Here is a 14,086-nt window from a genome sequence, read left to right as displayed (position 1 = left end):
CGCTCACGGAAACTGATCCATGAAGAAGTCTTCCCACTTGCGGTTGTGCCGCACGCTACCCCCTGTTCGCTCCGCCCTGCTGATTTTCATGCTCGTCAGCGGCGTTTCCGGTACAGCGTTTGGCGACGCCGGACATGACCACGGTAATGAACCGCCTGTTGTCGCCAACCCGAACGCGCCCAAGCGCCTGCCTGACGGTTCCGTTTTCTTGCCCAAGTTGTCGCAGCGTCAACTTGGGGTGCGTACTGTGCTCGCCGAATCGCAATCCCTGCCGCAGACTTGGCAGTGGGTCGGTAAGGTTGTGATGGATCCCAACGCAGGCGGCAAGGTTCAGCCCACGATCGACGGTCGTATCGAGGCCGGCCCAGGTGGTCTGCCGGTGTTAGGCCAGACAGTGCGCAAGGGCGAAGTGCTGGCACGTGTCAGCCCCATTGCGAATCCGATCGAACGAGCCGAACAGAACGCCCAAGCTGCCGAATTGCGTGCGAATTTGGAGATTGCCAAGAAGCAGCTCACCCGCCTGCAGGAATTGGAAGGTAGCGTGCCACGCAAGGAAATCGAGGCGGCACAGGCCGAGGTACGTAGCCTCGGAGAGCGCCTCGCCGCGGTCGCTGGCAGCCTGAGCACCGCCGAGGCCCTCGTCGCCCCCGTGTCGGGCGTCATCGCCACAAGCAGCGTCGTCGCTGGTCAGGTCGTCGAGGCTCGCGAAGTGCTGTTCGAGATCGTCGATCCCGCGCGTTTGCAGGTCGAGGCTATCGCGCACGATGCCGCACAGGCGCAAGGCGTGGCCCAGGCCTCGGCCTCCGTGGATGGCGGCCGGACCGCCTTCCCCCTGGCATGGGTGGGTGCCAGCCGCGCGCTGCGCGAACAGAGTCTGCCGGTGCTGTTCCGGACGGTCGAAGGCAAGGCGCCGCCGCTCGCCGTCGGGCAACCGCTGCAGGTCATCGTGCAGACGCGCGAGCAGATCAGCGGCGTCCCCGTCCCCGCTGCCGCACTGGTGAAGAATCCGGCCAACCAGGAGATCGTCTGGGTGCACACCTCGGCCGAACGCTTCGTGCCGCGCACCGTGCGCCACCATCCGCTCGATGGCGCGACCGTCAGCGTCACCGACGGCCTTACCTCTGGCGACCGGGTTGTCGTCCAGGGGGCGCCGCTGGTCAATCAGGTGCGCTGAGGACGATTCATGTTCGATTGGCTTGTCAATCAGTCCCTACGTAACCGCCTGCTGGTGCTCGCGCTTGCCACCGTGATGATGCTCTACGGTGGTCTGACGCTCACCCGCACGCCGGTCGACGTTTTTCCCGATCTCAATCGCCCGCAAGTCACGCTGCAGATCGAGGCCGGCGGCATGGCCCCCGAAGAGGTCGAGCAGCTCATCACGATCCCACTCGAAGTGTCGATGAGCGGCCTGCCGGGTGTGAGTTCCGTACGCTCAGTCTCCTCCGTTGGCCTCGCTTTCGTGTATGTGAGCTTCAACTGGGGCGTCGACGTCTACCGAGCCCGCCAAATCGTCAATGAGCGTTTCACCACCGTTCGCGACCAACTGCCCCAAGGCATCGAACACGCCGCAATGGGGCCGATCAGCTCGATCATGGGCGAGATCCTGTTGATCGCGATTCCGATCGACCCCGCGAAGATCGACCCGATGGCTACGCGCGAGTACGCCGATTTCGTGCTACGCCCGCGCCTGCTGTCGGTCCCCGGCGTCGCCCAGGTGATCCCGATTGGCGGTGAAGTGCGTCAGTACCAAGTGCAGCCGGACACTGCACGCATGGCTGCGCTGGGTGTTACGGTGGATGACATCGCTGGCGCACTGAAGGGCTTCTCGGCGAATACCAGCGGTGGCTTCCTCGAACTCAATGCACGCGAATACCTCATCCGTCACATCGGCCACACAACGCGCCTTGCGGACCTCGAGCGTCTGCCGGTCGCGTCCCGCGACGGGCGCAGCATCCTGCTCAAGCAAGTCGCGTCGGTTACCTTCGCTCCGGCGATCAAGCGTGGCGACGCGGGTTTCAATGGCGAGCCGGCGGTAATCCTCTCGGTCCAGAAGCAGCCCGACGCCGACACCGTGAAGCTCACGCGGGAGATCGAATCGGCGCTTGGCGAGCTGAAGAAATCCCTGCCTGCGGGCATGGAAGAACCGCGCGTGACCTTCCGGCAGGCGAATTTCATTGAGTCATCAATCGGAAACCTCAAGGGCAAGCTTATTGCTGCGTCGACAATCGTTGCAGTGGTGCTCTACCTCTTCCTCGCCAACCTGCGTACAACGCTGATCTCGCTCGTTGCAATTCCGGCGTCGATTCTGACGACCGTGTTGGTGTTCCGCTACTTCGGCATGTCGATCAACACGATGACGCTGGGCGGCCTGGCGATCGCGATCGGCGAACTGGTCGACGACGCCGTCGTCGGTGTCGAAAACGTCCTGCGGCGCTTAAAACAGGAACGTCAGCGCGGCGCCGAGGGCCATTCGCGCCTAAGTCCGCTGGAAGTGATTGGAAAGGCAACGCTGGAGGTGCGCTCCGCAATCGTCTACGCGACCTTCATCATCGTGCTGGTATTCGTGCCCCTTTTCGCGCTGCCGGGTATCGAGGGGCGGCTTTTCCTGCCCCTTGGCGTTGCATACATCACCTCGATTCTCGCCTCGATGTTGGTATCCGTAACGCTGACCCCCGTGATGGCCTTTTACCTGCTGCCGCGTATGAAGAGCCTCGGGCACGGCGACCCCAAGCTCGTTCAGTGGCTCAAGGCGCGTTACGCGGCTACCCTCGCCTGGTGCTTCGAGCACGCCCGCATGCTGCTCGCCGCCGCGGCCGTTGCAATTGCTGCCGCGCTGGCACTGGTGCCGTTCTTCCCGACGACCTTCCTGCCGCCCTTCAATGAAGGCACCGTGCTCGTCGGTCTGCGTCTGAACCCCGGGACCACGCTCACCGAGTCAGTGCGCATTGCGCAGCAGGCGGAAATGCTGATTCGCGAGGTGCCCGAAGTGGTACACGTCGGGCGCCGCTCGGGCCGCGCCGAGATGGATGAGCATGCCGAAGGCGTGCATTCCTCGGAACTGGATATCCAGCTTCGCCCAAGCGAACGACCGCTCGACGCGGTGTATGCTGACATCCGTGCGCGGCTGGTGAGTCTGCCGGCGGCGATCGGCATCGGCCAGCCGATCAGCCACCGCATCGATCACCTGCTCTCCGGGGTGCGCGCACAGATCGCGATCAAGATCTTCGGTGATGACCTCGACACCCTGCGCGCCCAAGCCGACGCACTGCGTGGTCGCCTCGCCGGCATCTCGGGTCTGGCCGACCTCGAGATCGAAAAACAGGTGCTCACGCCGCAGATCAAGGTGCGCGTCGATTTCGACGCGGCCGAAACCTACGGCCTGCCGCCCTCGAAACTGCTCGAGGAATTGAAGATGCTGGTCGATGGCGAGCGCATCACCCAGGTCATCGAAGGTAACCGCCGCTTCAACCTGGTGCTGCGCCTGCCCGACGCCGCGCGCTCGGTCGACGGCCTCGCCAACGTCCTCATCGACACGCCGAGCGGTCGCGTTCCGCTCTCGAAACTTGCGCGCATCGACGACTCCGATGGTCCGAATCAGATCAGCCGCGACGACGGCAAGCGTCGTATCGTTCTCTCCGCTAACGCATCGCAGCGCCCGCTCTCGGACGTTATCGCCGACATCCGAACGGTAATCGCTGATACGCCGTTACCGGAAGGCTACTTCATCGACTTGGGCGGCCAGTTCGAGGCGCAGGAGGAGTCCAGCCGCCTGATCGGCCTGCTGTCGCTGGTCTCAGCTGCGATGGTTTTCCTCGTGCTCTACAGCCGCTACAAGAGCACCGCGCTCGCGCTGATGATCATGGCCAATATCCCGCTCGCGCTAGTCGGCTCAGTGATTGGCCTGTGGCTTTCCGGCCAGCCGCTGTCGGTCGCGGCGCTGATCGGCTTCATCACGCTCGCCGGCATCTCGACGCGCAACGGCATCCTCAAGGTCAGCCACTACATCAACCTGTGCGCCTTTGAGGAAGAAAAATTCGATCAGAAGATGCTGATCCGCGGTTCGCTCGAGCGCCTGACCCCGGTGCTCATGACCGCGCTGGTCGCAGCCTTCGCACTCGCGCCGCTGCTCTTCGAGGCCGAGCAACCGGGCACCGAAATCCTGCACCCGGTCGCGGTGGTGATCTTTTCGGGTCTGATCAGCTCAACGCTCCTCGATACCTTCCTTACGCCAGCGATTGTCTGGCTCTTCGGGCGCACGCCAATTGAACGGCTGGTCGAAGATTCTGGCAAAGACGCCTACTGACCCTCATCCTCACTAGCCTCGCTCACACCCAATCTCAAGGAGACATACGTGAAAGCACTACAAACCCTTGTCGCTGTCGCGGCCATTCTCAGCGCCTCGGCTGTGTTCGCCGGAGCCGGTCATGACCTGACACCGAAGCACGGCGGCGTCGCCGCCGAAGCTGGTGGTGTGGTCTTTGAACTCGTCGCCACATCTGACGCGCTTACCCTACATGTCGATGACCACGGCCAGAAAATCGACACCGCAGGTGCCTCCGGGAAGGTCACGTTACTCGCCGGTGCGGACAAGAAGGAGGCAATTCTGACACCCGCCGGCGATAACAAGCTCGAAGCAAAGGGGGCTTACAAACTGGCTTCCGGGACCAAGGCGGTCGCAGTGGTTACGCTGCCCGGCAAATCGCCTGCGACGGCAAGGTTCGCGATTAAGTAAGCAGAATTGCGTGCGAAGCAGGCTGAATTGATAACGCACATGTAATCCGCTCGCCATGTTCATGACAGGTGGCGGCGGGTAGTCTGTGTTCTCGAAACCGGCGTGGCAGGAGCGCGTTAGACGCCCTTGACACAGGATTGACTTGTCCCTCAGGGGGTGGCATGACCTTCAAGACTCTATTTTTCTCCAGCTTACTTGCTGCTACCGCAACGATGGCTACTGGCGCAGAAAATTCCGTGGATCCTCAGCCCAACGCTGCGGCTGAACAGACGAAAAGCGAAAGCGTCGGGAACCAGGCTCCGCAACCGAAGACGCGGCATGACCATGCAGCTGAGCGACTGGGGGTTACAGCCAATACGCCGGCAGATCCAGTGTCCGACAAGTCCACAACGCCACGAAGCCAACAGACGAAGCAGCACGATCATATGCGTGATATGAAGTAGCGTGGGCCCCAGATCAATCTGCACGGGACGTCATTCCCCAGAGGGGCAGTTGACGAGTGCAACGCACCCCGAACACTCGAACACGGAAGCGTCACACTGCCCTTGGCCCTCACTTTGCCTGTGACTGCCTAGACGATCAGGTTGAGGACGGCGGCGCGTTGAGTCTTCATGACGTTGAATAGCGATAGGAGGACAAAGTGAACGACAAGGATTTGCAAGCGCATACAAATCACTTGCGGGAAACCTACCAGGCACAGCTCGATCTGTCGCGCTCCTGTTGTGATCTTGGTTTGAAATGCTGCAAGGGATTCGCTGACTTGAGCACGGATGCCACGAATGGTGCGCTTGCTCTCGCGGAAGCCGGTCGTGAATTGTTCCTTGACAACGGCCTGTCGAAATACATTGTGGAGAGCAGCGAAATCGGCATGTCTCTGTGGTCCGCTTGGTGGTCAACTGGAGTAGAAATCCAAAAGGGCATCATTAACAACCTGTCGAAGCAGTAAGTGAGGGCGTGAGACGCGATCACGTTTAAGGCGCAGCAACTCGAAAGTGAGGCGCGACTAGAAAGCGTGCCGCGTCACAGTCACCTATGCTTGCAGCGCAACCGTTTTCCGACCGAGCCCCGGCGTGGTGGCCACGTGGGGCTGCGCAGCGAATTCAGTCGGACTTGTCGACTTCCACCTCACGTAGCCGAAGTGCATGGGTAGTGGGCGTGTCGGATTCGAACTCCAGAACGCGATCATGTATGTGCTCGAGGGCGACAAGAGCGCGACCTCGCGCGAGTTGTTGAGCCGGTTCACCGCGCCTTATTACCTGCTGCATGGCACGGACGGGCAACTCGGAACTGGCATCCGGCTCCTCGACCGCGGCGATATGATGATCACGATGGACGTTCCAACCGACTTCGAGAAGTCGCTGCTGCGCGGCAAGCCGGCCGCCGCACATCCATAGGCGGATACCGCCAGTTCGTCGCTCGGCCTGCTTTCTGCGGCCTATGCAGAGCAGATAACAGGCCAGTTCGAAACGGAACTCGCGCTCGCTTGTCTGGGCGCGGGGACCCTTGAGACGCTGCCGGTCATTCGTGAGGAGCAGTGTGCCTGGTTCAACCCGAATCAAAACTCTGGTTTTTCCCATCGCCGAACTGCTGATGATGGCGACGCTTCTGCTGTCGTGCGGGACGGTTGCGCGCGAGAAGGAACGCGGGACCATCGAGCAGCTGCTGCTGGTTTCGCCGCTCACGCCGCTGCAGATCCTGGTGCCCAAGGTGCTCGCGATGACGCTCGTCGTTCTGGCCGGGTCGATGATGAGCGTCTTCGCCGTCCTCGGGCCCGTCTTTCACGTGCTGATCAAGGGTAGCCTGACGCTGTTCTTTGCGCTGACGGCGTTGTCCGGCTTCACGTCGTCGCGACTGGAGCACTTCATCGCCACCGTGCCTCGGACCCTGCTTCTGGGCGGGGCGGTATTCTGCGTCGGCGTCTGGCGCATCCGGCGGCAATTCGAGTAGGGGGCTGCGCAAGTTGGTCGAAATGCTTCATCGCCCCCCCACCTTGTCTCAATCAGAAAATGAACCAGACGTAGCCGAAGAGCAGGTTGTTGTCCGATGCGTCGCGGCCGAAGCCGTTGTAGTTGCTGCGGGCACCGTTGAAGCGCGAATACGAGGTGTATCGCAGCCCGAGCTTCAGGTTCTGTGTGTCCTTGAGCGGCAGGTAGTTGAGTTCAGCGATCCAGCCGCGGTTGTCAGGACTGCCGCTCGCGCTGCCCATGGCGCTCGGGTCGTCGGCCATGCCGTACTTCAGCATGTCGCGGTCGCCCTGCGTGTCGAAGTAGCCCACGCCGAGACCGACGCGGCGCTGCCAGTAGTAATGAACATTGGCCTTGAAGGTCCGCAGCTTGTCGGATGCGTTGGAGGCCATGCCCATCGGGAAGCTTGCGTCCCAATCGCGCGTCTCGCGCATCCACGTGGCGTCGGCGGTGAAGGTGTGAACGGCGCCAATATACTGGTACTGGGCTTCCAGGGCCACGTCGCGGAAGCGATCGGTCGGGCCGCTTGGTTCATCTTCATCAGGGAAGATGTTCACAATGATTCCCTTGATGCCGGCGGCAAAGCTCTGATTGCCCATTTCACGGTTGAACATCAGATGCCAGTATGGGGCATAGCCGTCGACCACCGTTTCGGTCGGCACTCCCGCGCTGAATGGACGCAGCACCCCCTTCCTGGCCGTGCGATAGACGCCAATTTCGCCGTACAGGATGTTGTCCCAGAAGCCATACAGCCCCAGCCCGGCCGCTTGGCCGGCGAGGGTCATGTCGAGCGCCGGTGCGACCTCCGGCATGATGCCGGTGTCCTCGAGATGAGGGAAAGACCACATCGGGGCGCTGTTCCAGACGTCCTGTACGCCGGGTGAGTTGTTGAGCGTCACGCCGAAGAGCAGCTCCTTGCTCCTCAGCATTGTGCTGCTCGCATAGCGGATGTCGGCCATCTCGATCGCCCAGCGCCGCTCGATACCGTCATAGCCGTACTGGACGAAGGCTCCGGACGAGTCGGTGATCTTGCCGGCGTAGTAGACCGCCGCCGTCTGCAGGATCGTCTCGCCGGCGCGTGGGAAGTCCTCCGACGGATCGGACGCGCGGGAGTCGCGGATCGAGCTGTGCGAGCCGATCAGCGAGCCCGACAGCGGCAGGTTGAACGGGAATTTGTTGTCGTCGAGCTGGTTACCCAGGCTGTAGCCGCGCAGCTTGAACTGCCGACCGAACGCCGTAAGCTCGGGGAAGACAGTATGGCACGACGCGCATGGCTGTCCAGTCTGGCGCCCGAAGCTCGGCACCGCCTGTGCCGGGGCGCTCAACAGCAGGAACAACAGCGCCGCGGCTGCCGCCTGCATCATGGCCTGAATAAGGCTTGCGGTTCTTGACTTGTTCACGATTCCCCCCTCTTTTTCTTGCGAGTAGTGAGCGGTATTGCTCGGGCCAGCGGATTCGATTACGACACCCCCTCGGTGCGATCGCCCGTGTTGATGCCCTGCCTCCCGTGCCAAGGATGGGCGAGTGCGCCCATCGATCCCATGTGTGTCTGCGGTCATGCGCCCGAATCGTCTTGGCCGATCAGCAATTGCGTATCGGACAGGTACTTGTGCTTCGGGATGACCAAGTTCGATGGGGCCGGCACATGCTTGAAGACCCGGCCCGCGAGATCGAACTTGGAGCCGTGGCAAGGACAGTAATACCCGCCGGGCCAGGTCTGACCGAGGTCTCGCGGCGATAATTCCGGGCGGAAGGTTGGAACGCAGCCCAGGTGCGTACAAAGGCCGATGGCGACGAAAACGTCGGGCTTGATCGAGCGCGTCGCGTTCTGGCAATAGGGTGGCTGTTGCAGCCGCTGCGAGGCGGGGTCGAGCAATAACTCATAGATACGTTCGAGCCCTTCGATCATGTCGGGCGTGCGCCGCAAAATCCATATCGGCTGGCCGCGCCATTCGACGGTGGTCATCTCGCCGTCGCCAAGTTTCGCGATGTTCGCTTCCACGGGCGCGCCGAGGGCCCGCGCTCGGTCGCTCGGCGTCAGACTGACGATGAATGGAACCGCACCCGCCGCCACCGCGGCACCTCCCGCTGCCGAAGTGGCGACCAGCAAGCGGCGGCGCTGTGGGTCGGGGGGCGTGTCAGTGTCGTGCTCTGATCGCATCGTCTCATCTCCCGTTCACTACGCAGCGAACCACTCTACGGTTGGCTGTTCGCGAAACATGCCCACCTGCCAAGCGAAGCCGTCGTTCTTGCGCGTGGGCAAAGGCCGTCCTGAACGGACTCTTCTATGTGACTACATCATGAAACGGTCGAGCTGACGGTGGAGTGACGACAAGGTTACGTTTCCGTCAGCTGCGCGCCATCAATTACACAAGCTTGCGAAAATGTCCGCGGCATGTACGGTTGGAATGGCGGAATTGCAACTAGCATATAGAAGCAGTCGTAAGCACGACAAAGGCAGGTAGAACACCGCAGCAATCAAAGACCAGGACGCGAAGACCAATGTGCCGCGATTTGCCCTCCACGCCGTATGCGCATGCGATGGAGTGATGCACATGCGGCCATGCGTTATCTCTCAAATGGCAGTGAGGCGCCCGCTACTCCTCGTGAACGAGGACTGCCTTGATTGCGGGGTCGATCGGCCCAACGTCGTGCCATTTTCCGCTGGTGTCGTGCGTCGCGGGCTTGTTGCACATGCCATGGTCGCAATCGACGATCCAGCGCTTCTGAAGCACGCGGGAGCAGAAGCGGTAGTTCACCGCGCCGGGGGGTAAGCCGACGGCAGCGGCGAGCAGACGGCAGACGCAAAGGTGACCGTGGGTCACTGACGATTTTGATTCCATCGAACACCTCTTATCGGTACTTTTTTTCCCACGCACCACAGCCAGTCACGAAGTTTGCGAAGCGCGTTTCGGTGGATGCGGATTTCTTCTCACGCCAGCGCAGGTCGCGGAGTTGCTCGCTGCAATTGACTCTTTGCTCGTCCTCACCGGCGGGTGGCGGGCGGTAGAATCTGGAGAATCCACTCGGGAAATCGACGTTCATATGGCAAGCGATTTTGGGGCTTGCCGCACCGCGCTCCGGCGAACGCGGGAAACAGTCACGCAACGGCTCAAATTGTAGGAGTCGGATCTTAACGCGGCAATGAAGACAGCATTACATCGCAGTTATCTAATTGTAATTTGCGACACTGATCCACGCGCAACGGTGCAGTAGCGTCTGAAGGCGTCGTCGTTCGCGAACCAAAGCGCGGCTTCTCCGCGCTGTATGGTTGCAGGATTACAGAGTTGTAATTTAAGCGTCATGCGCGGGACAGCATGGGCGGGGTAAGCTACAGCTCCATCGGATCCAAGGGCGATGGCAATGTTCCGACAGGGAGTTCGTAGCCGGCTCTATTGTTCGTCGTGGTGGACTGCAGCGCAGTCAAGACGTCACTCGCTGTACCGAACCGGTTACGTTCGTTCAGAACAGTCTGGAGTCTGATCGATCAACATTGCGATGCATGGCCGGCTACGCGCTGTGCGTGCCCACCGCGTCGGACGCGCCGTGCCCCAATAGGGAGAATGCCGCCTTGCGACACGTTCATCCCCCCCCAGAAGCCTTGGTCGTGCACGATCATTACGATTCCGATAATCCGCGCGATGACGTAGCGACCAAGGATCCAGTGTGCGGCATGACCGTCAAACCGGATTCGCCACATCATGCGAGCCACAATGGTCACGTCTATCACTTCTGCAGCGCAAAGTGTCACGACAAATTCAAGGTGGAGCCGGAGCGTTATCTGAAACCGGCACCGGCAATGCACGTTAGAGCGACGCCGGACGTCGCGGCAGACACTGAATACACCTGCCCGATGCACCCCGAAATCCGCCAAATGGGCCCGGGCACATGCCCGAAATGCGGTATGACGCTCGAACCGGTGCTTCCCGGCGAAGACGAGGGCGACAATCCGGAGCTGACGGAATTTCGCCACCGCTTCTGGTGGACGCTGCCGCTGACAGTCATCGTGACTGTGGTCGCGATGTCGGGCGGCATGTTCGATCCGCTGCTCGGACCGGCGCGGCCGTGGGTCGAAATGGCTCTCGCGACGCCGGTCGTGCTGTGGTCCGGCTGGCCGTTCTTCGTTCGTGGCGTGCAGTCGATCCGCAACCGCAGCCCGAACATGTGGACCCTGATCGGCCTCGGAACCGGCGCCGCTTACGTCTATAGCGTGATCGCAACCGTCGCACCCGACGTGTTTCCGCCGTCGTTCCGGATCGGAGAGCACGTCGCGGTGTATTTCGAAGCTGCCGCGGTGATCATCTCGCTGACGCTACTCGGCCAGGTCCTCGAACTTAAGGCCCGTTCGGAGACCGGCGCGGCGATTAAGGCGCTGCTCGGGCTCGCGCCGAAGACGGCGCGCCGGATCCGCGAAGACGGCAGCGAGGAGGACATCCCCCTGACCCACGTCCATCCGGGCGACCGCTTGCGCGTGCGTCCAGGCGAAAAGGTACCGGTCGACGGTGCTGTCGAGGAAGGGTCGAGCGCGGTCGACGAGTCGATGCTGACCGGCGAACCGATCCCGGTGACGAAGCGGCCCGGTGACAAGCTGATCGGCGCGACGCTCAACGCCAGCGGCGCGCTCGTCATGGTCGCGGAGAAGATCGGCTCGCAGACCGTGCTGTCGCAGATCGTGCAGATGGTCGCCCAGGCGCAGCGCTCGCGCGCGCCGATGCAGCGGATGGCCGACCGCGTCGCGGGCTGGTTCGTCGTCGGCGTCGTCGCGATCGCGCTGCTGACGCTGTTCGTCTGGGGCCTCTTCGGGCCGCAGCCGAGTTGGGCGTACGGGCTCATCAACGCGGTCGCCGTGCTGATCATCGCCTGCCCGTGCGCGCTCGGGCTCGCGACACCGATGTCGGTGATGGTCGCGACCGGCAAGGCCGCGACCCACGGCGTGCTGTTCCGCGATGCCGCCGCGATCGAATCGATGCGCCAAGTCGATACGCTGATCGTCGACAAGACCGGCACTCTGACCGAAGGCAAACCCGCGTTCCACGGCCTCGCCCCGGCGCCTGGCTGGACCGAAGCCGAAGTCCTGCGCGTCGCCGCGAGCCTCGACCAGGGCAGCGAACACCCGCTCGCGCATGCAATCGTCGCCGAGGCGAAAAAGCGCGCTCTCGGCCTCAGCACCGCAGGCACCTTCGAATCCTCGTCCGGCATCGGCGTGCGCGGCACGATCGACGGACAGGCCGTCGCACTCGGCAACACCGCGCTGATGGAAGACGAAGGCGTCGACTGGCGGCCGCTCGAGGCGCGGGCCGAGGCGTTGCGGCAGGAAGGCGCAAGCGTGATGTTCCTCGCGGTCGCGGGCAGGATCGCCGGACTGCTCGCCGTCTCCGACCCAATCAAGGCGTCGACGGCCGAAGCGCTCGAAGGGCTGCGCGCGACCGGCCTGCGCATCATCATGGCGACCGGCGACGGCCTCACGACCGCGCGCGCGATCGGCCGACAGCTAGGCATCGACGAGTTGCACGGCGAGGTCAAGCCGAAGGACAAGGACGACCTCGTCGCGAAGCTGCAGGCCGAAGGCCGCATCGTCGCGATGGCGGGCGACGGCATCAACGATGCGCCCGCGCTCGCGCGCGCGAATGTCGGCATCGCGATGGGCACCGGCACCGACGTCGCGATGAACAGCGCGCACCTTACGCTCGTCAAGGGCGACCTGCGCGGCATCGCCACCGCGCGCGCGCTGTCCGTAGCAACGGTGCGCAACATGCACCAGAACCTGACGTTCGCGTTCCTGTATAACGCGCTCGGCGTGCCGATCGCGGCTGGCGTGCTATACCCGTTCCTGGGTCTTCTGTTGTCGCCGCTCATCGCTGCGCTGGCGATGAGTCTCAGTTCGGCCTCCGTGGTCGGGAATGCACTAAGACTTCGCACCACAATACTCTGACGCGCTGACATAGAACGCTTAATAGGGGGTAGGGAAACGATGTCCTCGCATGTAACGCGGTCAACGTCCCGAGACGTGCTCGTCCCGTAAAAAGCATTCTCGCCCTAGCCAAATCAGCGTTGTCCTCGCTATCGGAGATTGCCATGAGCCGACGATCAATCGACAACTGGATGTGGATCTGTCCTGCCTTGGCGATCGGGGTGGCAGCAGTCGTCGTGTCGCTGTGGGGACTCACGTGGCCAAGTGCGACGCTTGTCGCCGTTCTGCTCGCCTGCCCGGGAGTGCTGGTATGGGGCGGCCTGCAGTTGCGCCGGTCAGGCGCCTTTCCCCCTGGCCCCGCCCCCCGCACGGCGGGAATGACTATGGGCTGGGCCGCGCCGATCTACGACTGGTACTTCCCCAAACTCGGCCTCGGCAAAGCCTTTCGGATGGAGACGCTGCGCCATGCTGCACTACAGGCAGGCGAGCACGTGCTGGAAGTCGGCTGTGGCACGGGCGTTCTGACCCGGCTCGCCGCAGAAGCGATCGAGGCGTCGGGCGAGGCAATCGGCATTGACGCGGCACCGGCCATGATCGTCGTCGCCCGTGAGAATGCCGCCCGCGCAGGTAGTCGTGCGAGCTTCCAGCTTGCGGCCATCGAAACGCTGCCATTTCCCGACGCCACCTTCGACGTGGTGCTGGCGAGCGCGATGTTGCATCACCTCCCGCCGGAAGCGAAGGAAGCCGGGCTCAAGAGCGTGCGCCGCGTCCTGAAGCCCTCGGGACGTCTTGTCATTGCCGACCTCGACCGGCCGGCGAACCCGCTGTGGTGGTGGCTGCTCTGGCCCTTGTTGGCCATGCCAATGACCGCCGGAAACCTGCGCGGCGAGATTCCCGCTTTTCTGCAGCGAAACGGGTTCGGCTCTGTCCAAATGCAGGGGCGTTGGATGCAGTTGCTAGCGCTCTGGGTGGCACGTTCAGGCTCAACGCAAGGAGAAGGATCATGAAAAAAGAGTACCCACTATTGATTCGGTGCTGGATGGCTGCGCTCGTCATGCTGGTCACGTCGGCGTTCGCCCATGCGGTCGAATCGGGGCAGCACATGACGGTGCAAGGGATAGAAGTCTATTACGGGCTCATGCCGGCACAGGTGGCAGGCAAGCATCCGGCACCTCATGAAGAACGCGCCATGCATGGCGGAGTTCCAAGCAAGAAGGATGCATACCATCTAGTCGTCGCGCTCATCGATACGGCTGGGCAACGCATCACCGAGGCCGACGTGCGGGCAAGCGTCGCTGAACTAGGCATGGCGGGTACGCACAAGCGGCTTGAGCCCATGCACATCGACGACGCGCTGAGCTTCGGCGCTTACTTCATCCTGTCCGGTGATGGACCATACCGAATCGCCATCGAGGTTCGACGGCCCGGGATAGCACAGCCGATCGAAGCACTTTTCGAATACCGCCGACGCTAACCGAG

At 62.5% G+C, this 14,086-nt stretch carries 12 protein-coding genes; 9 read left to right on the top strand and 3 right to left on the bottom strand.

All coding sequences use genetic code 11. The annotated features are described in order from the left end of the window. Window positions 1–19: 19 nt before the first annotated feature. The 6 genes from AzCIB_RS08515 (at window position 20) to AzCIB_RS08490 (ending at window position 6,679) form a co-directional block, all read left to right on the top strand. Window positions 20–1,174, top strand: coding sequence for an efflux RND transporter periplasmic adaptor subunit (locus AzCIB_RS08515; protein WP_050415495.1), 1,155 nt, complete (start codon window positions 20–22; stop codon window positions 1,172–1,174). Window positions 1,175–1,183: 9 nt separating this feature from the next. Next, window positions 1,184–4,303, top strand: coding sequence for an efflux RND transporter permease subunit (locus AzCIB_RS08510; protein WP_050415494.1), 3,120 nt, complete (start codon window positions 1,184–1,186; stop codon window positions 4,301–4,303). Window positions 4,304–4,351: 48 nt separating this feature from the next. After that, on the top strand, window positions 4,352–4,732 hold the full coding sequence (locus AzCIB_RS08505; RefSeq protein WP_050415493.1) for a hypothetical protein: 381 nt from the start codon (window positions 4,352–4,354) through the stop codon (window positions 4,730–4,732). 640 nt (window positions 4,733–5,372) lie between these two features. Further along, complete coding sequence (locus AzCIB_RS08500; protein WP_050415492.1) at window positions 5,373–5,678, top strand: hypothetical protein; 306 nt, start codon at window positions 5,373–5,375, stop codon at window positions 5,676–5,678. A 196-nt stretch (window positions 5,679–5,874) separates the two neighbouring features. Next, window positions 5,875–6,126: a hypothetical protein gene (locus AzCIB_RS08495; protein WP_050415491.1), complete on the top strand. Its 252-nt coding sequence runs from the start codon at window positions 5,875–5,877 to the stop codon at window positions 6,124–6,126. Between the two features lie 130 nt (window positions 6,127–6,256). Then, on the top strand, window positions 6,257–6,679 hold the full coding sequence (locus AzCIB_RS08490; protein ID WP_353611553.1) for an ABC transporter permease subunit: 423 nt from the start codon (window positions 6,257–6,259) through the stop codon (window positions 6,677–6,679). A gap of 52 nt (window positions 6,680–6,731) precedes the next feature. Here the strand turns inward: AzCIB_RS08490 and AzCIB_RS08485 are convergent, their stop codons facing one another. The 3 genes from AzCIB_RS08485 to AzCIB_RS08475 form a co-directional block, all read right to left on the bottom strand. After that, window positions 6,732–8,255, bottom strand: coding sequence for a hypothetical protein (locus tag AzCIB_RS08485; RefSeq protein WP_232299396.1), 1,524 nt, complete (start codon window positions 8,253–8,255; stop codon window positions 6,732–6,734). After that, on the bottom strand, window positions 8,252–8,857 hold the full coding sequence (gene petA, locus AzCIB_RS08480; RefSeq protein ID WP_050415488.1) for a ubiquinol-cytochrome c reductase iron-sulfur subunit: 606 nt from the start codon (window positions 8,855–8,857) through the stop codon (window positions 8,252–8,254). Before petA ends, AzCIB_RS08485 begins: the two co-directional genes overlap by 4 nt. A 436-nt stretch (window positions 8,858–9,293) precedes the next feature. After that, a complete protein-coding gene (locus AzCIB_RS08475; protein ID WP_018992666.1) occupies window positions 9,294–9,539 on the bottom strand; it encodes a hypothetical protein in 246 nt (81 codons plus the stop codon). 659 nt (window positions 9,540–10,198) lie between these two features. Between AzCIB_RS08475 and AzCIB_RS08470 the strand changes: the two genes are divergently transcribed. The 3 genes from AzCIB_RS08470 (at window position 10,199) to AzCIB_RS08460 (ending at window position 14,081) form a co-directional block, all read left to right on the top strand. Beyond that, entirely contained in the window at window positions 10,199–12,628 is a 2,430-nt protein-coding gene (locus tag AzCIB_RS08470) for a heavy metal translocating P-type ATPase (RefSeq protein WP_502685651.1), read from the top strand. Window positions 12,629–12,771: 143 nt separating this feature from the next. Beyond that, the gene (locus AzCIB_RS08465) at window positions 12,772–13,614 is read left to right on the top strand and encodes a class I SAM-dependent methyltransferase (RefSeq protein WP_232299394.1); all 843 of its coding nucleotides are present in this window, start codon (window positions 12,772–12,774) and stop codon (window positions 13,612–13,614) included. Further along, complete coding sequence (locus tag AzCIB_RS08460) at window positions 13,611–14,081, top strand: hypothetical protein (RefSeq protein ID WP_232299393.1); 471 nt, start codon at window positions 13,611–13,613, stop codon at window positions 14,079–14,081. Before AzCIB_RS08465 ends, AzCIB_RS08460 begins: the two co-directional genes overlap by 4 nt. Window positions 14,082–14,086 lie beyond the last annotated feature (5 nt).

The sequence above is a fragment of the Azoarcus sp. CIB genome (assembly GCF_001190925.1).
Classification (GTDB): Bacteria; Pseudomonadota; Gammaproteobacteria; order Burkholderiales; family Rhodocyclaceae; genus Aromatoleum.
This window is presented reverse-complemented; position numbering and strand designations above follow the sequence as displayed.